The following is an 18867-nucleotide window of genomic DNA, read 5'->3' on the forward strand; positions in this document are numbered from 1 at the left end:
CATGAGAATTGCGGATTGGCCCGCTTTTTAGGCGGCAGGGGCGCGCGGGACAATGGCAAATCCGCCCCCACTGGACATTCGCCCCACCCGCCACCTAGGGTGCGGCGCAGCAAGGAAAGGTGAAGATGCGCACAGGCTTTCCCATGGCGGGGCAGGGCCAGAAGATCGGCCTTCTGGGGGGATCGTTCGATCCGCCCCATGCGGGGCATCTGCATATCTCCAAGGCCGCGCTCACGCGGTTCGGGCTGGATCAGGTCTGGTGGCTTGTCTCGCCGGGCAATCCGCTGAAGGCGCGCGGGCCTGCGCCGCTGGAAAAGCGCATGGCGGCCTGCCGGGCGCTGGTGGATCATCCGCGCATCAAGATCACCGATTTCGAGGCCCGTGTCGGCACGCGCTACACGGCCCAAACGCTGGGCGCGCTGTTTCGCAATTACCCGGACGTGGATTTCATCTGGCTGATGGGGGCGGACAATCTGGCCAGCTTCCACCGATGGGATCGCTGGGTGTCGATCATGGCGAGCCTGCCCGTCGGCGTGATCGCGCGCCCCGGGGATCGGATCTCGGCGCGGCTGTCACCGGCGGCCAACCGCTTCCGGCAGGCCCAGTTGCGCGGGCGGGACAGTCACTTCCTGCCTTGGGCCACGCCCCCGGCCTGGTGTTTCATCAACGTGCCGATGGTGGATGTATCGTCGACCGCGATCCGGGCGAAAGGGGCGTGGGGCTAGGGCGCAGCCAGAGGCCTGCGAGGCCTGATACGATCAGCAGGCCAAGGCCGGCGAGCGCGAATGTATCGGGCAGATCGCCGAACAGGGCAAAGCCAAGCACCGTGGCTGCGACAAGCTGGAAATAGACGAAGGGCGCAAGCCGCGTGGCCGGGGCCATGCGGTAGACGACGACCAGCAGCAGGTTTCCAGCCATGCTCGCCAGCGCCGAAAGTAGCGCAAGCGCCGCGACGGGGGCGCTCGCTTGGGGAAGATGCGCCAGTCCCACAGGGGCCAACACCAGCGCGCCGATGAGCAGTTGCGAAAACAGCAGCCCGCGCGGGCGCGCGACGCTTGCGAGCCAGCGGTTTGCGGTGAGGAAGGCTCCGTAGAAACAGCCCGCCAGCAGCGCAAAGCCAAGGCCCTCGCGCATGCCAAAGCCCGGTTTCACCACGAGCAGCACGCCAAGGAAGCCCACCGACAGCATGGAAATCCTCGCGGCCTCGGGGCGCTCTTTTAGCAGCCAGACCGACAAGGCATAGGAGATCGCGGGGCCGATGAAGAAGGCGCCGAAGACATTGGGCAGAGGCTCTGTCGCGAGAGCGGTCAGGATGCTGCAGATGCCGCCCACGATCAGCAGCCCCCGCAGCCAGATGCGCCAGTCCGCAAGCAGGGCGGGGGTGAAAGCGGAGCCGAGGAAGGGCAGCATCGCCAGCGCGCCGAGCGCAAAGCGGCTCCAGGCCACGAACCAGGGGCTCGCCCCGTGCTGGGAGATCAGCAGCTTGCCCGCGCTGTCGCCCAGCGGGATCAGGGACATGGCCAGGAGCATGAGGAGGGCGGCGCGGATCATGGCGCGACGCTAGCCTGCGCCTTGGGCAAAGAAAAGTGATCAATGCGGGCTTGCAGGGCAGGGGCGGGCTGGCGTTTACTCCGCCCCATGAGCCACCCGATTTCCCGCCGTTTCTTCCTTGGTGCCGCGCTGTCGGGCGTTGCAACGCAAGCCTTTGCCAATGCGCCGGTCACGAGCCTGCGCCCGTTGCCGCGTGGAAGCGCGCCCGGGGCCGGGTTGGTGCCGAGCGCGGAAGCCCTGATCAAGGCGTCCAAGATTGGCGGCGAGGTTGGTTTCATGGCGCTGGACAGCGCCACGGGCGAGGTTTTGGAGGTCCACAAGCCGCTGTTGGCGCTGCCCCCGGCGAGTGTCGCCAAATCGCTCACCGCGCTCTATGCGCTGGACGCCTTGGGGGCGGAGCACCGGTTCCGCACGCAGGTGCTTGCGACGGGGCCGCTGGAGGGCGGGCGGCTGGCGGGCGATCTGATCCTCGCGGGCGGCGGCGATCCGCTGCTGAACACCGACGATCTGGGCGTTCTGGTGGATGCGTTGAAAGCGGCCGGCCTGCGCGAGGTGGCGGGGGCGTTCTACGTCTACTCCGGCGCGCTGCCCTTCGTGCCGCGGATCGATGCCGGCCAGCCCGATCATCTGGGCTACAACCCGGCGGTGTGCGGGCTGAACCTGAATTTCAACCGCGTGCATTTCGAATGGAAGCGCGCAGGCGGCAGCTATGCTGTATCGATGGATGCGCGCGCCAAGCGTTATAACCCCGCGGTTTCCATTGCCAAGATGCGCGTGGTGGATCGCAACGCGCCGATCTACACCTATGCCGCGCAAGGCAGCGAAGATCACTGGACGGTGGCGCGCGGTGCGCTCGGCAATGGCGGCGCGCGCTGGCTGCCGGTGCGCAGCCCGGCGCTTTATGCGGGCGAGGTGTTTCGCACCATCGCGGCCTCGCAAGGGCTGAAGCTTGCGGAAGCGGCCCCGCTCGACGCCCTGCCTGCGGGAACGGTTGCGCTGGCCGAGCAGGCGGGCGCACCGCTGCAGGACGTGCTGCGCGGGATGCTGAAGTATTCGACCAACATCACGGCGGAAAGCGCCGGACTGGCGGCCAGCGTGGCACGCGGTGCCGCGCCTGCGGATCTGGTGCAGAGCGCGGCGGCGATGTCGAGCTGGCTGAACGCAGGCCTTGGCGCGCGTCATGCGGCGCTGGTGGATCACTCGGGGCTGGGCGATGCCTCGCGCATCTCCGCGCGCGACATGGTGAAGGCGATGCAGAACGCGCCCGCGGGCCAGCTGCGCCCGCTGCTGAAGGAGATCCCGATCCGCACCGAAAGAAACGAGATCATCAAGGGCCACCCCGTCCGCATCGAGGCCAAGACGGGCACGCTCAATTTCGTCTCCGCATTGGCGGGCTATGCGACGACGCGCAAAGGGCGCGATCTGACCTTCGCGATCTTCACCGCCGATCTGAACCGCCGCGACGCGATCCCGCTGGAAGCGCGCGAGCGGCCCGAGGGCGGGCGCGAATGGGCGCGGCGCTCCCGGCGGCTGCAACAGGCGCTGATCTTGCGCTGGGCGACGATCTACGACACCGCCTGAGCGCAGGCTTGGCTTGGCTTTCCCTAGGCTTTCCCCTAGGCGAAGCCCGCGAAAGCTGCCAAGCTTGATCCATCCAAGAGGGAGGATCATCGATGCCACAGATTGCCGCCGGAACCCCGCTTCAGACCGTGATCACGACCTTCGAGGTCACGCCCGGATCCTGTCAGGATCTGCTGGACCACCTTCAGGACGCCTATGACAACGTGATCCGCCACCAGCCGGGCTTCATTGCCGCCGGGCTGCATGTGAACGACGCGCAGACGCGGATCGCGAATTATTCGCAATGGCAGCGGCGGGAGGATTTTCAGGCCATGCTGCGCACCGAGGAGATGCGCAAGCGCAACCGGGTGATCAACGACATCTGCAAGAGCTTTGAGCCGGTGATGTATGAGGTGATGCACAGCTTCGGCTGACGCCGAAGCGCGTGCGGGCGAGGGGGCTCTGCCCCCCGTCCCTTGCGGGACTCCCCCCGAGGTATTTTCCGCGAGAGGAAAGGGGGATCAGGGCGCGCTATCGCTGGGGGCGACGCTGGCAAGGTAATCGGAGAAGCTTTTGCCGGGTTCGTCGCGGAAGCGGGCGGAGGTGAGTTCGACGGTTTCCATGCGGTCGGTGCGGAAGCTGCGAAAGGCCTTGCGGCGTTCGCACCAGGCCGGGCAGGTCCAGACGCGGCCCCAGTATTCCAGCTGCAAAGGGCGGATCATGCGCTGGCTGCTGCGCCCGGCTTCATCGCGGTAGACGAGCCAGATCTTGCGCTTCTGCCGGATCGCCTGCCGCAGAAGGGGCATGTGCTGAAAGCCGCCCTCGGCCTCGGCGAAGGGGTAGACGGCCATGCCCCAGCCTTCCGGCGGGGCATGGCGGTGTTCGGGGACGATGCTTTCGATCTTGGCGGCGAGGCTTTTGGCCCCTGCCTGCAGATCGCGGTCGGCGGCGCGGCGCACCACCTCAAGGCCGAGGTGCAGCGCTTCGAGTTCCACCGCGGTGAGGTTCAGCGGCGGCAGGCTGATCGGGGCCGTCATCATGTAGCCGACGCCGCGTTCGCCCTCGATGGGCAGGCCTGAGCCGGCGAGCGTGTCCATGTCGCGGTAGATGGTGCGTTCGGAGACGGAGAGCGCCTCGGCGAGATCACGCGCGCGGTGCAGCCGCCCGTCGCGCAGGATCTGGATCAGCTCGAAGAGCCGATCGGTGCGCCGGATGGCGCTGCTCCGCCCGCCGCCCATCGTTAGGCGCTCATCGCCTGTTGCACCGTTTCGTGCCGCATGGTGACGCTGCCTTCCGCGATGGCGGAAAGGAAGGGCGCGACGCCGGGCTCTGTCATGATCCGGGCGGCCGCCGCTTGTGCCGTGGCCATGTCCTGCCATTCGATCACATCGCTCCAGCTGCCATCCGCGCCTTTGGTGAGGCGGCGGTTGCGGAAGCCTGAGCTGGCGGCAAGGAAGGGGCGCAGGGCGCTGGCAGCCGTGAGGAAGGCGGCGTCGCTCGTGCCTTCGGTGAGGCGGAAGGTGACGATTTCGAGCACCGGCGAATCATCATGGGCTTCGCGAGTGTCTGCTGCCTGGCGGCTGGTTTGGGCTGTGGTCATCGCGAATCTCCTTGTTTCGTTGATGGATGGCCGGTGTACCCGCTCACAACTGACACAAACCTGTCAGTTGAGTGATAGTAGAAACCGGGCTGAAAGCCAAGAAAACAGGGGCGAATGCGGCGTTTTGGGTATTTCCTCTTCCCCCGCGAAGCGCTACCTCTGTGTGACCTGATATTTCGCGCGCCCCGCCCGGCGCGCCGCCTGTGGAGGACATCACATGCTCAACAACATCGGCCTTCCCGGCCTGCTTCTCATCGCCGTCGTCGTTCTGGTTCTTTTCGGCCGCGGCAAGATCTCTTCGCTGATGGGCGAAGTGGGCAAGGGCATCACCTCGTTCAAGAAGGGCGTCGCCGAAGGCCAGGAGGAGCTGGAAGACAGCACCAAACAGGCGCGCGACATCACGCCCGAGGAAGACAAGGAAAAGGACAAGGCGTAAGCCTGTCCGCGGGATCGCAGCCACATGTTAGACCTTGGTTGGAGCGAGCTTCTGCTCATCGGCATCGTCGCGTTGATCGTGGTGGGGCCGAAGGACCTGCCGGTGATGTTTCGCCAGTTGGGCCGGTTCACCGGCAAGGCCCGCGCGATGGCGCGCGATTTCCAGCGCGCCATGAACGAGGCCGCTGACGAGGCCGGCGTGAAAGATGTGGCGAGCGATCTGAAGAACGCGACCTCTGCCAAGAAGCTGGGGCTCGACAAGCTGAAGGATGCCGCCTCGGAGTTCGAGAAATGGCAGCCCGGCGATGCGAAAGTGGCCAAGGACGGCGTGGAAAAACCGCGCGGCCCGGAAACCGCGAAGATGACGGAAGAGCGCGCCGAGCAGGCCCGGCTGATCCGCGAGCGCAGCGCGCAAGTGGCCAGCGATCGCATCGCGAAGGAAAAGGCGGCTGAGGCTGCCGCGGCGGAGACGCCGGCTTCTGAGCCGCCCGCCGCCGAGACCCCGGCTCCCGAAACGCCCGCTTCGGACAAGACCACATGAGCACTGACGAGATCGAAGATTCCTCCGCCCCGCTGATCGAGCATCTCGCGGAGCTGCGCACCCGGCTGATCCGCTCCGTGATCGCCTTCATCATCGGCATCGTGCTGGCCTTCACCGTGGCCGAGCCGATCCTGCAGTTCCTGCTGGCGCCGATTGAGGCCACGCTGCGCGAGCTGGGCGATCCTTCCCCGACGCTGCAATATACCTCGCCGCAGGAATACCTCTTTACCTTGTTCCGCATCTCCATGGTGTTCGGCTTTGCGCTGGCCTTCCCGGTGATCGCGCATCAGATGTGGCGCTTCATCGCGCCGGGGCTCTACAAGAGCGAGAAGAACGCCTTCCTGCCCTTCATCGTCGCCTCGCCGCTCATGTTTATGCTCGGCGCGTCCTTTGCCCATTTCGTGGTGACACCGCTGGCGATGGCCTTCTTTCTTGGCTTTGCCGATGTTTCCTCGATCTTTGCCGATCTGCTGGCCGGCACGGTGGAGAACCTGCCCACCGATGCTGCTGTGGTGCCGGAGACGGCGGAAGGGGTGACGATCACCTTCTTCGGGAAGGTCAATGAATCCCTTGATATCACACTGAAATTCATCATGGCCTTCGGGTTGTGCTTCCAGCTGCCGGTACTGCTGACGCTGATGGGCAAGGCCGGGCTCGTTACCGCGCGTGGGCTGGGCAAGGTGCGCAAATACGCGATGGTCGGCATCCTTGTGCTGGCCGCTCTGGTGACGCCGCCGGATGTGACGACGCAGCTTATCCTTTTCGTGGTGGTCTACGGGCTCTACGAGATTTCGATCCAGCTCGTGCGCTGGGTGGAGAAATCGCGCGAGAAGAAGCTGAAGGCAGAGGGCCTGTGGGATGAGGACATCCACGGCGAAGGGGCGTTCGACGATGAATGACGCCGCGCTGGAGCGCATCGCCGAGGCGCTGGAGCGGCTGCGCCCGGCGCCCATGGCTGCGCCGGATTTCGCCGCCGCCGAGGCTTTCGTCTGGCACGTGGGCCCGGATCGCCTTGCGCCCGTGGCCAAGGTCAACCGGGTGGATCTGTCGCTGCTCGTGGGGGTGAACCGCTCCCGCGATACGCTTCTGGAGAACACGCTGCAGTTCGCACGGGGCCTTCCGGCCAACAATGCGCTTCTGTGGGGGGCACGCGGGATGGGGAAATCCTCGCTCGTGAAGGCGGTCCACGCGGAAGTGCTGCGGCAGGGGCTGCCTTTGAAGATCGTGGAGGTTCAGCGCGAGGATCTGCCGTCCATCGGGCGGCTTTTGAACATCCTGCGCGAAGCCGAGGCCCGCTTCATCCTGTTCTGCGATGATCTTTCCTTCAGCCACGACGATCAGCATTACAAATCGCTCAAGGCGGTGCTCGATGGTGGCATCGAAGGGCGGCCGGAGAACGTGGTGTTCTACGCCACCTCCAACCGTCGCCACCTGATGCCGCGCGACATGATCGAGAACGAACGCGCCAGCGCGATCAGCCCGTCGGAAGCCACCGAGGAGAAGGTCTCGCTGTCGGATCGCTTCGGGCTCTGGCTCGGGTTCCACCCCTGCACGCAGGATGAATACCTCGACATGATCCGCGGCTATTGTGCGGAATATGGCGTTGAGATCGACGAAGAGACGCTCTGGGCCGAGGCCATCGAGTGGCAGGCGACGCGGGGCAGCCGCTCGGGCCGGGTGGCCTGGCAGTATTTCACCGATCTTGCGGGCCGGCGCGGCGTTTCGCTTTCCTGATTTGTTGAGCTTTTCCGGGTAGATACCCGTGTCAGGCCCGTGCCGCATGGTGCGGGCCTCACCATTTCGTGAAGTTAACGCTAAGAAAACCCCTGCATCCGCCCAGAACCTCGTTACACTGGCCCCAGAGAGCTTCAACGAAAGACTTTTAAGAACAGGGAAGGAGACATCATGTCTGAGAATTTCAACACCGAGGCCATGCATCCCGCCGTGCATATGCACGTGCAGGAAGTGGCCGAGGGCAAGCTGAGCCGCCGCGAGTTCCTGACTCGCGCAACTGCGCTCGGCGTGACGGCTACGACGGCCTACAGCCTGATGGGCATGGCCCAGCCGGCCCGCGCGATGAACATGGCGCAGGGCGGCACGATCCGCATCCAGCAGGATGTGCGCGCGCTGCTGGATCCGCCCACCTTCAACTGGCCGCAGCTCGGCAACGTGGTGCGCGGCTTCCTTGAGTATCTCGTGCAATACAACGCCGACGGCACCTTCGAGCCGCGCCTGCTGGAAAGCTGGGACGTCAACGACGACGCCACCGAATATACGCTCAACATCCGCCCGGGCGTGAAGTGGAACGATGGCCGTGGTGAGCTGACCGCGCAGGACGTGGCCTATAACTTCGCCCGCTGGTGCGATGGCACATGGGAAGGCAACTCCATGGCCGCCCGGATGGGCTCGCTGCAGAACGAGGCCGGCGACGGCCCCGCCGAAGGCGCGCTGGAGGTTGTGGATGCCACGACGCTCAAGCTCAAGCTCACCCGTCCGGACATCACCATCATCCCGGCTGTCACCGAATACCCGGCGGCAATCGTGCCCGATGGCTGGTCCGGCGATCCGGCGGCTGATCCGGTGGGCACCGGCCCCTACAAGCTGGTGGAATACGAGGTCGGCGTGAAAGCCGTGCTCGAGAAGAACACCGAGCATGAATGGTGGGGCGAAGGCGCCTATCTGGACCGCATCGAATTCATCGATTTCGGCACCGATGGCGCGGCCTATATCGCGGCTGCAGAGGCCGAAGAAATCGACATGACCTACGAGACCGTGGGCGAATTCGTCGAGATTTTCGAGGCCATCGGTTGGCAGCAAAGTGAATCCGTTTCCGCGAACACGTTGGTGCTGCGCACCAACCGTCTGACGGAAGTGGACGGCAAGAAGCCCTATGAGGACAAGCGCGTGCGCCAGGCGCTGGCGCTGGCGGTGGACAACGCCGTGCTGCTGGAGCTGGGCTATGCCGACCGTGGCACCGTGGCCGAAAACCACCACGTCTGCCCGATCCACCCGGAATATGCCGACATCGGCGCGCCACAGCGCGATCCGGAAGCGGCGCGGGCGCTCATGGAAGAGGCCGGGATGCTCGACTACGAGCATGAGATCGTCTCCATCGACGATGACTGGCGCCGCAACACCACCGACGCGCTGGCCGCGCAGCTGCGCGACGCGGGCTTGCAGGTGCGCCGCACGGTTTTGCCGGGGGCGACGTTCTGGAACGACTGGAACAACTACGCCTTCTCCTCCACCGACTGGGGCCACCGCCCGCTCGGCGTGCAGGTTCTGACGCTGGCCTATAAGTCCGGCGTGGCCTGGAACGAAACCGGGCTGGCCAGCGCCGAGTTCGACACCATGCTGGAAGAGGCCTCGGCCATTGCGGATGCAGACACGCGCCGCGAGCATATGGTGAAGATCCAAGAGTTCCTGCGCGATGATGGCACCATCATCCAGCCTTACTGGCGCTCGCTCTACCGTCACGCGCGTCCGGGGATCATCGGGGCCGACAGCCACCCGATCAACGAGATCCACGTGCACAAGCTGGCGCTGGAAGCCTAAGGCACTCTGGCTCAAAGGGCTGTCACGCCAGTGGCAGCCCCGCGCCCGCCCGCCCCACGGCGGGCGCGTGCCGCGCCCATCCGGGCGAGCGCTTTGGGCAGAACGGACAGTGGTAAGACACAAAAAACGCGCCCTAACTAGGGCGCGTTTTTTATTTGTTTCAAAAGGTTGTCGCGTCACGCGCCTATTCGCGCGGATGGCTTACTGCAGGTAGTTCATCGGGTCCACGCTCTCCAGCCCCTGCCGCACTTCGAAGTGCAGGAAGCTCGGATCGCCCGAGCGCACCTTGGCGATCTGCTGCGAGCGGGAGACCTTGTCACCCTTCTTCACGCTCACTGCGTCCACCCCGGCATAGACCGTGAGCAGGTTGTCGGCGTGTTTCAGAACCACGATGTTGACGTTGTTGGTGTCCTGCGTGATCGCGGCCACGACGCCATCGTTGGCGGCCTTCACCGCGCTGCCCGAGGGGGCGCCGATGTCGATGCCTTCGTTCTTGCCCTTGGCATAGGGGCGGATGATGCTGCCGCTCGTCGGGAAGGCAAGCGCCGCGCTGCGGGTGGGTGCGGTTTCACCGCTTGCCAGTTCGGGCGAGTTGGGCGTGGCTTCTGGCTTCGCGGTGGTGGCCACCTCGTCAGGCAACGGTGTTGCCGCGCTGGGGGGCTCGGGCGTCGGCGAGCCTTGGCCCGGTGCCGTGGTGGCGGCAGCGGAAAGCGCGCTGGCGGGCGGCTTCGCGGCGGCCACGGGGATCAGCAGGTATTGCCCCTCGCGGACGGCCAGATCAGAGCCCAGCCCGTTCCAGTCGGCCAGCGCGGTGACGGAGACGTTGTAGAGCCGCGCCACGGAATAGGCCGTTTCGCCGCGTGCCACCTTGTGGCGGACAGGCTCTGCCCCGCTCTGCGGCCGTGCGCTGGTGCTCTGCGGCGTGGCTGCCGCCGTGGAGGAGGTGGCGCTCGGTGAAGCCTCGGCCCGGTCGATCGCATCCCCGGCTAGGGTTGTCACGTCGATCTGACCGGCTGGGCGGATCGGCCCGGTGGCAATCGCGCCGGTGGCGGGGGAGGGCTCGGCCACGCGGCCCGGCAGCAACAGCACCTCGCCTTCGCGCAGCTGCACGTCCGGTGCGATGCCGTTGTAGCGGGCCAGTGCGGCGGCATCGGTGCCTACGCGCGCGGCCACATCGCCCACGGTATCGTCGCGTTTGGCCACGGCCACCTGATAGTTCGGGTAGGAAATCACACCCCGGTTGTCGGGCTGCGGACGCGGCTCGGTGGCCGTGCGCGCCGCACTCGTCGTGTCGAAATTGTTGCCGCTGATGTTGCCGCGCAGATCGTAATCGCCGTCACAGGCGGCCAGCGCCAGAACAAGCGCGCTGCTCGCGATCAGGGCCCGCGTGGGGCGGTGTTTCGGGCTGGGTGCCATTGCTCGTTCCTCAAACCGGCTATTCCTTGCCAAGCCCTTCCAGAAGCGGCACGAAACGCACCGGGCTCAGCTCATCATACTCGTACCCCGTCGCCGTCCTTGTGACCTTTATCAGGCTCTGCACGGTGTCGGACTGGCCCACGGGCACAACCATGATACCGCCCTCGCGCAATTGCGCCAAGAGGGGGCCGGGCGGATCCTCGGCGGCGGCCGTCACGAGGATGCGATCAAAGGGCGCCTGATCGGGCAAGCCGTGGCTGCCGTCGCCATGGATGGCGGTGATGTTGGAGAGATCCAGCGCCTGAAACACGGCGCGGGCGTTCTGCACCAGCGTGGCGAAGCGCTCAACCGTGTATACCCGGCGCGCAAGCTTGGCTAAGATCGCGGCCTGATAGCCGGTGCCGGTGCCCACTTCGAGCACCTTGTCACGCGGCTGCACGTTGAGCGCCTGCGTCATCTGCCCGACGACGGAAGGCTGGCTGATCGTCTGGCCGCAAGGCACGGGCAGGGGAGTGTCCTCATAGGCGCGCTCGGCGAAGATGCCCTTCACGAAGGCACCGCGATCGGTGGATTCCATCGCCTCCAGCACGCGTTTGTCGGTCACCCCGCGCGAGCGCAGCGCGAAGAGAAACTGCATCTGGCGCTCGGCGTCGATCATCTGTCCAGCTGCTCCCGCAGGGCGGCGAGCGCGTCATGGGCCGTGAGATCGGCGCGCATCGGCGTGACGGAGATATAGCCCTCCAGATTGGCGGCCGCATCCGTGCCTTCTGCCGTGGGCGTGTGTTGCGGCCCGCCGCGCACCCAGAGGAACTTGCGCCCCGATGGCGCGTGGTGCGGCTCCACCGAGAAGCGCGTGCCGGGGCGCAGGCCTTGCGCCACGGTGCGGATGCCCTTCACGTCAGCGGCGGCGACGGGCGGGAAATTGACGTTGTAAAACAGTCGGTAAGTGGCGTCATCGGTTTCCCGCGGAGCGGCCTGCAGGATGCGGCGGACGGCCTCTGCGCCATGGGCGGCGGCGGCCTCGAACGGATCTTCGAGCCCGGCGTTTTCAGGCCCGAAAAACTGCGAAAGCGCAATCGCAGGCAAGCCCTGCAGCGCGGCTTCCATCGCCCCGCCGATGGTGCCGGAATAGAGCGTGTTTTCTGCCGCGTTGTTGCCCCGGTTCACGCCGGAGAGCACCAGATCGGGCGGCGTTTCGGCCAGCACATCGTAGAGCCCGGCCAGTACGCAATCCGCCGGGCTGCCTTCAGCGGCATAGCGGCGGGGGCCAAGCTGGGCGATCATCGTGGGGTGGGTATAGGAAATGCAGTGGCCGACGCCCGATTGCTCAAACGCGGGCGCGACTGTCCAGACCTCGCCCTCCGGCCCGGCGATCTCTTCCGCGATGGCGGCGAGCACGGCAAGGCCCGGCGCGTTGATGCCGTCGTCATTGGTGATGAGAATGCGCATGTCTGCCCCTTGTTTGGAAATTCAATAGAACAGGGGGAAGGGCAGGTAAAGCACAGCAGGGGGCTTTGGAGGCTTTGGGCGCGGCTTTGGCCCAAGCTGTGGCCGCGAGGCCCGACAGGGGCCCCGCGCGTCTTGCGGGTGGCCCGCCGGTGGCGGGCCGCTTCGGCTGGCTTAGCCGGAGATTTTGAGGTCGGTCGCGGACTCACGGCCGTCACGGCCGGTCTGCAGTTCGAACTCAACGGCTTGGTTGTCGGCCAGGCCGGTGAGGCCGGAGCGCTCAACAGCGGAAATATGGACGAAAATGTCCTTGCCGCCGCCTTCCGGGGCGATAAAGCCGTAGCCTTTGGTGGTGTTGAACCATTTCACGGTGCCCTTGGCCATCGTGTCTCTCCTTCATTTTACGTTAGCGGCTGGAACGCATCCGGGCCGGTGTCTTGCAGCTTGGTCTCAATACTCTTTCCGGCTGCTTTGGGTAAAAAGAAGGCAGGATAGAAATATGGGACTTGCGTCACACATAGAAGCAGTGCACCGGCAGGCCACTCAACACAAGTGAAAACTTTGTAAAACGAGGACCAGAACGCTGCGTGCGCGCCTTTTGGCCGGGCGGCGGGCGCCCGGCTTGCGCCGATCAGCGGGCTGTGCGGATCAGGAAAGGGGCTTGATCGTCCCGGCCAGTTCGCGGCCGTCGCGCCCGGTCTGGAGCTCGTATTCCACCTTCTGGTTGTCGGCCAGCCCGGTGAGGCCCGAGCGCTCCACGGCCGAAATATGTACGAACACGTCCTTACCGCCGTCATCCGGCGCGATGAAGCCAAAGCCTTTTGTGGTGTTAAACCATTTCACGGTGCCGCTCGGCATGCCGCTTCTCCTTCTCAATCGTCTCGGCCCCCAAAATACCCGGGGGTGTCTTGCGCTGCGGGATCGGGCAGTGCCGCCTTGATCCGAGCATGAAATCGGGCCACCAAGGCCCCGAAGCAGGTTCGCACACTTCGCCCAAAAGGCAAGAGAAAGGCACGCCCGGCGACCTGCAAATTGACGTTAGGCGGGCCAGGTAACAGGGGAATGACGTGAAATTCTACGGTTTGAAAACATGCGATACGTGCCGCAAGGCACTGAAAATGCTGCAGGAAAAAGGTATGCAGCCGGAGGTTGTGGACGTGCGCGCCGATGGTGTGCCGCCTGAGGAACTGGCCCGTTTTCTCACCGCCTTTGGTGAAAATCTCATCAACCGGCGCTCCACCACGTGGCGGGGGTTGAGCGAAGCGGAGCGAGCAGGCGCGCCTGCCGATCTGCTGGCGGCCCATCCGACGCTGATGAAACGCCCGGTGATCGAGGCGGAGGGCGCGCTCTACCTTGGCTGGGGGCCTGACGTCAGGGCCGCGCTTCTTGCAGAGGGGTGAGGTGACGCTTACGTAAGGCGCACCCCAAGGGAGAAAGACATGCGAAACGCGGCACTGGTTCTGGGCATCATCGGCGGGCTATGGGCGATGATCGTTGGCTTTTTCGGCTATGGTTGCACGAGCTTCGTGGCCTGGTTCGGCGAGGTGCCGGATCTGATCGAACAGGTTGAAAACGTGGAGCTGATTCGCGCCGCGAGCTTCTTTGCGCCGCTTCTCGCCATCGCGGGCGGGGCCATGGCGCATAGCCAGGCCGTGTTGGGCGGGGTGCTGATGTGCCTCTCGGCCGCGGCGATCTATGCCGCCTTCGGCTTTGGCCTCTTCACGATGTTCCCGATCGCTTTTTGTCTGCTCGGCGGTATCCTTGCCTTGGCGTCGCGCAAACCCGACGCCGCCTGATCGCTCACATCTCCGCGTCGCGCCGTTCGAGCCAGAGCCGATCCAGCGAGAGCGGCCCGGCGCCCTTCACCACCAGAATGGCCAGCACCGTGATCCAGAACAGGCGCTGATCGAGGATCGCGCCATCGGGCAGGCGGTCAAACCACGCGCCGACGGTCTCGGGGTGCTCGATGCCGCCGTGTCCGTAGAGATCCGTCAGGCTCTGCACCACCACGAAACCAATCATGCCGATGGCCGAGAGGCGGGTGAACAGGCCCAGCACGATGAGCGCGGGCAGGATGAACTCCGCCCATGTGCCCGCGACAACCACGGCCCATTCGAACCAGCCCAGCTGGGTGACGTCATAAGTCACCGCTTCCATCTTCTTGGGGAAGATCTGGGCATAAGCGCCGACGGAAGGCTTCACGATGCCAAGGATGCCGTCACCCAGTTTCAGCAGTGCAGAATTCCAGAAGTAAATCAACAGGGTGGCGGCGAAAGTGAAACGGGCCAGCGTGGGCAGGAACCACGGCTCAAGCAGGTTTTCGACCCAGCGGAACAGGCCGTTGTGAATGGCGATGAGCGGGTTCATGCGGGGGATCCTTCTTCGATAGCAGTGATGGCCTCGCCTTGAATGAGCAGGCCGAGCACGGGTGTCAGGTCAAAGCCATCGACGGCGGTGCTGGCGGCATCGAGGGCCGTGCCGAAGCTCTCGCCAGCCATGAGGCTTGCCAGAAACGCGCCGCCGCCGGGGGGCAGGGCGGTGATTTGCGGATCAAAGCCAGGCCGCGTGATCAGGGCGTTTTCGCCGGTGGCAGGCGGCTTGGGCGCCCCCTCTGTCCGGTTGAAGTGCCAGATCGACGCCACCGGCCAGCGCGAGCGCACGAGCCGCAGCGCCGGCGCGAGGCGCAGGCGGGCGGCCATCAGGCGGTCGGCAGGCAGCACCTGCAGGCTTTGAGGGTCAAAGGGCGCGGCATCGGCGGCGTGGTAGCTTTCGCGCAGGGCTATTTCGAGCCGGGCGACATCGGGCAGGTAGCCAAGGTGCTGGAGCGGCTCGAAACGTTCGAGGAAGACGGGCATCTGCTGGCCATAGAACATCATCAGTGGGCTGTCAGGCGGATATCGACGCAGGAAGACACCGGCGACGGCCTTGAAGTTCTCTTCCCCGATCAGCTTTTGGATCACCGGAAAGGCAGTGGCCAGCGCCTCCGTCAGGCTGACGGCTACGTTGTTGCGATAGACGGAAAAGCGCCGCCCGGCGGGCCGCCCTTCAGGGTCGACAAGCCCTTCGGGCACGCCTCGGGCTGCGTCCAGAACGGCACCGACGAAGGCCTGCTGATCAACTTCGGGCGGGCTCATGCGGGGATCTCGGCCAGAAGCCCGGCGGCCCGCGCGGCCTCGGCCTCGAGCACAGGCCACTCCGGCACGTCGGTGTCCCACTCGATGAGGCTCGGTTTCGCGCCGCCTTTGGCGAGCGTGTAGCGATACATTTCCCACACCGGATCAACCACTTCGCGGCCATGGCTGTCGATCAGCAGCGGCGCGCCGTGATCGTCTTCGTCCTCATCATGGCCGCCAAGGTGGATTTCGCCCACAAGATGCAGCGGGAAGGCGTCGATGTAGGAGTAGGGATCGGTTTTCTGGTTGGTGGCGGAGACAAAGACATTGTTGACGTCAAACAGCAGCCCGCAGCCGGTGCGCGCGGCGATTTCGGAGAGGAATTCGGTTTCCGGGATCTGGCTTTCGGCGAAGGCGAGATAGGTGGAGGGGTTCTCCAGCAGCATCTGCCGGCCCACCGCCTCCTGCACCTGATCGATGTGGCGGCAGACGCGGGTGAGCGTGGCTTCCGTATAGGGCAGGGGCAGGAGATCGTTGAAGAAATGGCTGTCGTGGGTGGACCACGCCAGATGCTCGGAAAAGCTTGCGGGCTGCAGCCAGCCCAGCAGGTGTTTCAGGCGGGCGAGGTGATCGGCATCGAGCGCGCCTTCGCCGCCGATGGAGAGGCCGACGCCGTGCACGCTGATGGGGAAGCGTTCGGCGAGGTGGCGTAGCTGCGCCAGCGGGCGGCCGCCTGCGCCCATGTAATTCTCGGCATGGATTTCGAGCCAGGCCACCGGGCCCGGATCTTCCATGATGTCAGCGAAATGCTGGGGTTTGTAGCCAACACCGGGGCGGTTGGGCAGAGGATCGAAGCGGCGGTGGGTTGCGTCGAGCATGGTGTCTGCCTCGCGGGTGTTCGGACAAAAGAAGGGCCTGCCCCCGCGAGTATATCGCGGGAGCAGGGGAAAATCGACTTATGCCGGCAGGTCGCGGTCCAGCGCTTCCAGCGAGCCCATGCGGCCATCGGGAAGTTCCATCGTGGTGCAGGTGCCAGCGTCCACCAGCGTCCAGGCGTTGCCCTGGTAATCCACGGTGGAGGTGCCGGCGCAGGTGGTGCCGGGGCCGGCGGCGCAGTCGTTCTTGCCGGCGAGGGACACACCGTAGCACTTTTCCTTTTCCATCGCGTGGGCGACGGTCGTCGTGGTGGCGGTGAGGGCGGCGGCGACGGCGCCGGCGACGGCGAGAGCTTTGACTTGGTTGGACATCGGTAAGTTCCTCATAAAGACCTGTTTTTGCGTCGCCTTGGTTGCGACAGGGATAGAGGTAGCGGATCGATCCGCACACAGGCCACTCACAGTGGCGTGTGTCACAGCTGCGTTATGTGCCGTGATGGCACAGAGGCGCAAAGCGCCCGAAAACCGGCTTTCCCGGAGCGGATGTTGCGAAAGATGTTTTAAGAATCCGTTCCCTTGAAACAATTCCCGAAAGACCTAGCCCCGCAAAACGCAAGAAAGCGGCGCCGGATCACGGCGCCGCTTTCGGAATCGTCAGGGGTTTGTCAGCGCTTACGGGGAAGAAGCATCGCCCGGCGGCACGCCGGGCAGCCCCCCGGCCGCCCCCACGGGCGGGGGCTTTCAGCCCCACACCCGCGGCCGGGGGTGCCCTCAACACATGAAGAAGCGTCAGCGCAGATCCGGCGGGGTCGCTTCGGCAGACAGCGCCTCGACGATGGCCGCAAGCGGTTGCACCGAGGTCTGCTTCTCGCCAAGGCGGCGCACCGAAACCGTGCGCTCCTCGACTTCCTTCATCCCCACCGCAAGGATCACCGGCACCTTGCCAAGGCTGTGCTCGCGGACCTTGTAGTTGATCTTCTCGTTGCGCACGTCGGCCTCGGCTTTCACACCTGCGGCCTTCAGCGCGGCGACGACCTCATGCACGTAGTCGTCGGCATCGGAGACGATGGCGGCCACGACGACCTGACGCGGGGCCAGCCAGAAGGGCAGTTTCCCGGCGTGTTCCTCGATCAGGATGCCGATGAAACGCTCAAAGGAGCCCAGCGTGGCGCGGTGCAGCATGACGGGGCGGTGCTTGGCGCCGTCCTGCCCGATGAAGGTGGCGTCCAGCCGTTCGGGCAGGTTGGCGTCCACCTGCAGCGTGCCGCATTGCCAGTTGCGCCCGATCGCGTCCGTGAGCGTGAACTCAAGCTTCGGCCCATAGAACGCACCTTCGCCTTCGAGGATCTCGAAGTCGTAGCCCGCGGCCTTGCAGGCATCGCCGAGCGCGCGCTCCATTTCGTCCCAGGTTTCGTCAGAGCCGATGCGCTGTTCGGGGCGGGTGGAGAGCTTGATCGTCCAGTTGTCGAAGCCGAGATCGGCATAGATCTTGGACAAGAAGGCGATGAAGCGGGCGGTTTCGCTTTCGATCTGATCGTCGGTGCAGAAGATATGGCCATCGTCCTGCGTGAAGCCGCGCACGCGCATAATGCCGTGCAGCGCGCCGGAGGGCTCATAGCGTGCACAGGAGCCGAACTCGGCCATGCGCAACGGCAGGTCGCGGTAGGATTTCAGGCCCTGATTGAAGACCTGCACGTGGCAGGGGCAATTCATCGGCTTGAGCGCGTTCACGGCCTTTTCGCGGGCATGCTCTTCGTCCACTTCGACGATGAACATGTTTTCCTGATATTTGTCCCAGTGGCCGGAAGCTTCCCAGAGTTTGCGGTCCACGACCTGCGGGGTGTTGACCTCCACATAGCCGCCGCGATCCTGCTGGCGGCGCATGTAATCCTGCAACGTGGTGTAGATGCGCCAGCCGTTCGGGTGCCAGAAGACCTGACCGGGGGCCTCTTCCTGCATGTGGAAGAGATCCATCTCGCGGCCCAGACGGCGGTGATCGCGTTTGGCGGCCTCTTCCAGCATGTTCAGATGCTTGCGCAGGTCTTCCTTGTTCTGGAAGGCGACGCCGTAGATCCGCTGCAGCATGGCGCGGCTCGAATCGCCGCGCCAATAGGCCCCGGCGATGCTCATCAGCTTGAAGCCGTCTGCCGGCACCTGCCCGGTGTGCTGCAGGTGCGGGCCGCGGCAGAGATCCTGCCAGTCGCCGTGCCAATACATGCGCAGGGGCTCATCGCCGGGGATAGCCTCGATCAGCTCGACTTTGTAGGGCTCGCCATTGTCCTCGTAGTGCTTGATCGCGCGCGGGCGATCCCAGACCTCGGTGCGCACGGCATCGCGGGCATTGATGATCTCTTTCATCTTTTTCTCGATGACGGCGAGATCTTCCGGGGTGAAGGGCTCGGCGCGGTCGAAATCATAGTACCAGCCGTCCTTGATGACAGGGCCGATGGTGACTTTGACGTCGGGCCAGATCTCCTGCACCGCGCGGGCCATGATATGGGCCAGATCGTGGCGGATCAGCTCAAGCGCGGGCTCGGCATCCTTCATCGTGTTGATGGCGATGGTGGCATCCGACTCGATCGGCCAGGCGAGATCCCAATGCTGGCCGTTGACCTGCGCGGAAATCGCTTTCTTGCCAAGCGAAGTGGAGATGGAGGCGGCGACCTCGGCAGGGGTCACGCCGGCGCTGTATTCGCGCGCATTGCCATCGGGGAAGGTGAGGGAAATCTGGGCCATCTGCTGGCTCTCCTCGTCGGTTTGGCGCCCACGGAACGC

General features: G+C 65.1%; 23 protein-coding genes. 10 read left to right on the forward strand and 13 right to left on the reverse strand.

Features of this window, described 5'->3' with window-relative positions; all coding sequences use genetic code 11:
• The first annotated feature begins 125 nt into the window (after positions 1 to 125).
• On the forward strand, positions 126 to 725 hold the full coding sequence (locus KVX96_RS06600) for a nicotinate-nucleotide adenylyltransferase (protein WP_261195394.1): 600 nt from the start codon (positions 126 to 128) through the stop codon (positions 723 to 725).
• On the opposite strand, the gene KVX96_RS06605 is transcribed toward KVX96_RS06600, so the two are convergent.
• Positions 664 to 1551, reverse strand: coding sequence for a DMT family transporter (locus KVX96_RS06605; protein WP_261193536.1), 888 nt, complete (start codon positions 1549 to 1551; stop codon positions 664 to 666). The genes KVX96_RS06600 and KVX96_RS06605 overlap by 62 nt on opposite strands.
• Before the next feature lie 87 nt (positions 1552 to 1638).
• On the opposite strand from KVX96_RS06605, the gene dacB reads away from it, so the two are divergent.
• Both dacB and KVX96_RS06615 read left to right on the forward strand, forming a co-directional pair.
• On the forward strand, positions 1639 to 3132 hold the full coding sequence (gene dacB / locus KVX96_RS06610; RefSeq protein ID WP_261193537.1) for a D-alanyl-D-alanine carboxypeptidase/D-alanyl-D-alanine-endopeptidase: 1494 nt from the start codon (positions 1639 to 1641) through the stop codon (positions 3130 to 3132).
• Between the two features lie 92 nt (positions 3133 to 3224).
• Positions 3225 to 3545, forward strand: coding sequence for an antibiotic biosynthesis monooxygenase family protein (locus tag KVX96_RS06615; RefSeq protein ID WP_261193538.1), 321 nt, complete (start codon positions 3225 to 3227; stop codon positions 3543 to 3545).
• A gap of 87 nt (positions 3546 to 3632) precedes the next feature.
• Here KVX96_RS06615 and KVX96_RS06620 read toward each other — a convergent pair whose 3' ends face one another.
• The gene (locus KVX96_RS06620; RefSeq protein ID WP_261195395.1) at positions 3633 to 4325 is read right to left on the reverse strand and encodes a helix-turn-helix transcriptional regulator; all 693 of its coding nucleotides are present in this window, start codon (positions 4323 to 4325) and stop codon (positions 3633 to 3635) included.
• Positions 4326 to 4351: 26 nt separating this feature from the next.
• A complete protein-coding gene (locus KVX96_RS06625) occupies positions 4352 to 4711 on the reverse strand; it encodes a hypothetical protein (RefSeq protein WP_261193539.1) in 360 nt (119 codons plus the stop codon).
• Between the two features lie 217 nt (positions 4712 to 4928).
• Here KVX96_RS06625 and KVX96_RS06630 point away from each other — a divergent pair, with 217 nt between their 5' ends.
• The 5 genes from KVX96_RS06630 (at position 4929) to KVX96_RS06650 (ending at position 9242) form a co-directional block, all read left to right on the forward strand.
• Positions 4929 to 5147 (forward strand): twin-arginine translocase TatA/TatE family subunit, encoded by a 219-nt coding sequence (locus KVX96_RS06630; RefSeq protein ID WP_261193540.1) that lies wholly within the window; start codon positions 4929 to 4931, stop codon positions 5145 to 5147.
• Between the two features lie 24 nt (positions 5148 to 5171).
• Positions 5172 to 5687, forward strand: coding sequence for a Sec-independent protein translocase protein TatB (gene tatB, locus KVX96_RS06635; protein WP_261193541.1), 516 nt, complete (start codon positions 5172 to 5174; stop codon positions 5685 to 5687).
• Positions 5684 to 6586: a twin-arginine translocase subunit TatC gene (locus KVX96_RS06640; RefSeq protein WP_261193542.1), complete on the forward strand. Its 903-nt coding sequence runs from the start codon at positions 5684 to 5686 to the stop codon at positions 6584 to 6586. The genes tatB and KVX96_RS06640 overlap by 4 nt, the downstream gene beginning before the upstream one ends.
• Positions 6579 to 7421 carry an ATP-binding protein gene (locus tag KVX96_RS06645; RefSeq protein WP_261195396.1) on the forward strand — a complete coding sequence of 281 codons (843 nt, stop codon included), beginning with the start codon at positions 6579 to 6581 and terminating at the stop codon, positions 7419 to 7421. The genes KVX96_RS06640 and KVX96_RS06645 overlap by 8 nt, the downstream gene beginning before the upstream one ends.
• A 171-nt stretch (positions 7422 to 7592) precedes the next feature.
• The gene (locus KVX96_RS06650; protein ID WP_261193543.1) at positions 7593 to 9242 is read left to right on the forward strand and encodes an ABC transporter substrate-binding protein; all 1650 of its coding nucleotides are present in this window, start codon (positions 7593 to 7595) and stop codon (positions 9240 to 9242) included.
• A gap of 201 nt (positions 9243 to 9443) precedes the next feature.
• On the opposite strand, the gene KVX96_RS06655 is transcribed toward KVX96_RS06650, so the two are convergent.
• The 5 genes from KVX96_RS06655 to KVX96_RS06675 all read right to left on the reverse strand — a co-directional run bounded on the left by KVX96_RS06655 (position 9444) and on the right by KVX96_RS06675 (position 12962).
• Positions 9444 to 10658, reverse strand: coding sequence for a peptidoglycan DD-metalloendopeptidase family protein (locus KVX96_RS06655; RefSeq protein WP_261193544.1), 1215 nt, complete (start codon positions 10656 to 10658; stop codon positions 9444 to 9446).
• 19 nt (positions 10659 to 10677) lie between these two features.
• Positions 10678 to 11316, reverse strand: a complete 639-nt coding sequence (locus KVX96_RS06660) for a protein-L-isoaspartate(D-aspartate) O-methyltransferase (protein WP_261193545.1) — start codon at positions 11314 to 11316, stop codon at positions 10678 to 10680.
• Positions 11313 to 12107: a 5'/3'-nucleotidase SurE gene (gene surE / locus KVX96_RS06665; RefSeq protein ID WP_261193546.1), complete on the reverse strand. Its 795-nt coding sequence runs from the start codon at positions 12105 to 12107 to the stop codon at positions 11313 to 11315. Before surE ends, KVX96_RS06660 begins: the two co-directional genes overlap by 4 nt.
• Before the next feature lie 171 nt (positions 12108 to 12278).
• Positions 12279 to 12488 (reverse strand): cold-shock protein, encoded by a 210-nt coding sequence (locus KVX96_RS06670; RefSeq protein WP_261193547.1) that lies wholly within the window; start codon positions 12486 to 12488, stop codon positions 12279 to 12281.
• Between the two features lie 264 nt (positions 12489 to 12752).
• A complete protein-coding gene (locus KVX96_RS06675; protein ID WP_261193549.1) occupies positions 12753 to 12962 on the reverse strand; it encodes a cold-shock protein in 210 nt (69 codons plus the stop codon).
• A gap of 209 nt (positions 12963 to 13171) precedes the next feature.
• On the opposite strand from KVX96_RS06675, the gene KVX96_RS06680 reads away from it, so the two are divergent.
• Positions 13172 to 13504 carry an arsenate reductase family protein gene (locus KVX96_RS06680; protein ID WP_261193550.1) on the forward strand — a complete coding sequence of 111 codons (333 nt, stop codon included), beginning with the start codon at positions 13172 to 13174 and terminating at the stop codon, positions 13502 to 13504.
• A 39-nt stretch (positions 13505 to 13543) separates the two neighbouring features.
• On the forward strand, positions 13544 to 13900 hold the full coding sequence (locus KVX96_RS06685; protein WP_261193552.1) for a hypothetical protein: 357 nt from the start codon (positions 13544 to 13546) through the stop codon (positions 13898 to 13900).
• 4 nt (positions 13901 to 13904) lie between these two features.
• Here KVX96_RS06685 and KVX96_RS06690 read toward each other — a convergent pair whose 3' ends face one another.
• The 5 genes from KVX96_RS06690 to thrS form a co-directional block, all read right to left on the reverse strand.
• Positions 13905 to 14471 (reverse strand): DoxX family protein, encoded by a 567-nt coding sequence (locus KVX96_RS06690; protein WP_261193553.1) that lies wholly within the window; start codon positions 14469 to 14471, stop codon positions 13905 to 13907.
• Complete coding sequence (locus KVX96_RS06695) at positions 14468 to 15238, reverse strand: DUF2063 domain-containing protein (protein WP_261193554.1); 771 nt, start codon at positions 15236 to 15238, stop codon at positions 14468 to 14470. The genes KVX96_RS06690 and KVX96_RS06695 overlap by 4 nt, the downstream gene beginning before the upstream one ends.
• Positions 15235 to 16095 (reverse strand): DUF692 domain-containing protein, encoded by an 861-nt coding sequence (locus KVX96_RS06700; protein ID WP_261193556.1) that lies wholly within the window; start codon positions 16093 to 16095, stop codon positions 15235 to 15237. Before KVX96_RS06700 ends, KVX96_RS06695 begins: the two co-directional genes overlap by 4 nt.
• Before the next feature lie 78 nt (positions 16096 to 16173).
• Positions 16174 to 16464, reverse strand: coding sequence for a DUF2282 domain-containing protein (locus KVX96_RS06705; RefSeq protein WP_261193557.1), 291 nt, complete (start codon positions 16462 to 16464; stop codon positions 16174 to 16176).
• Between the two features lie 417 nt (positions 16465 to 16881).
• Positions 16882 to 18828, reverse strand: coding sequence for a threonine--tRNA ligase (gene thrS / locus KVX96_RS06710; RefSeq protein ID WP_261193559.1), 1947 nt, complete (start codon positions 18826 to 18828; stop codon positions 16882 to 16884).
• Positions 18829 to 18867 lie beyond the last annotated feature (39 nt).

The sequence above is a fragment of the Pseudoruegeria sp. SHC-113 genome, assembly GCF_025376885.1.
In the GTDB taxonomy this organism is placed as follows: Bacteria; Pseudomonadota; Alphaproteobacteria; order Rhodobacterales; family Rhodobacteraceae; genus Pseudoruegeria.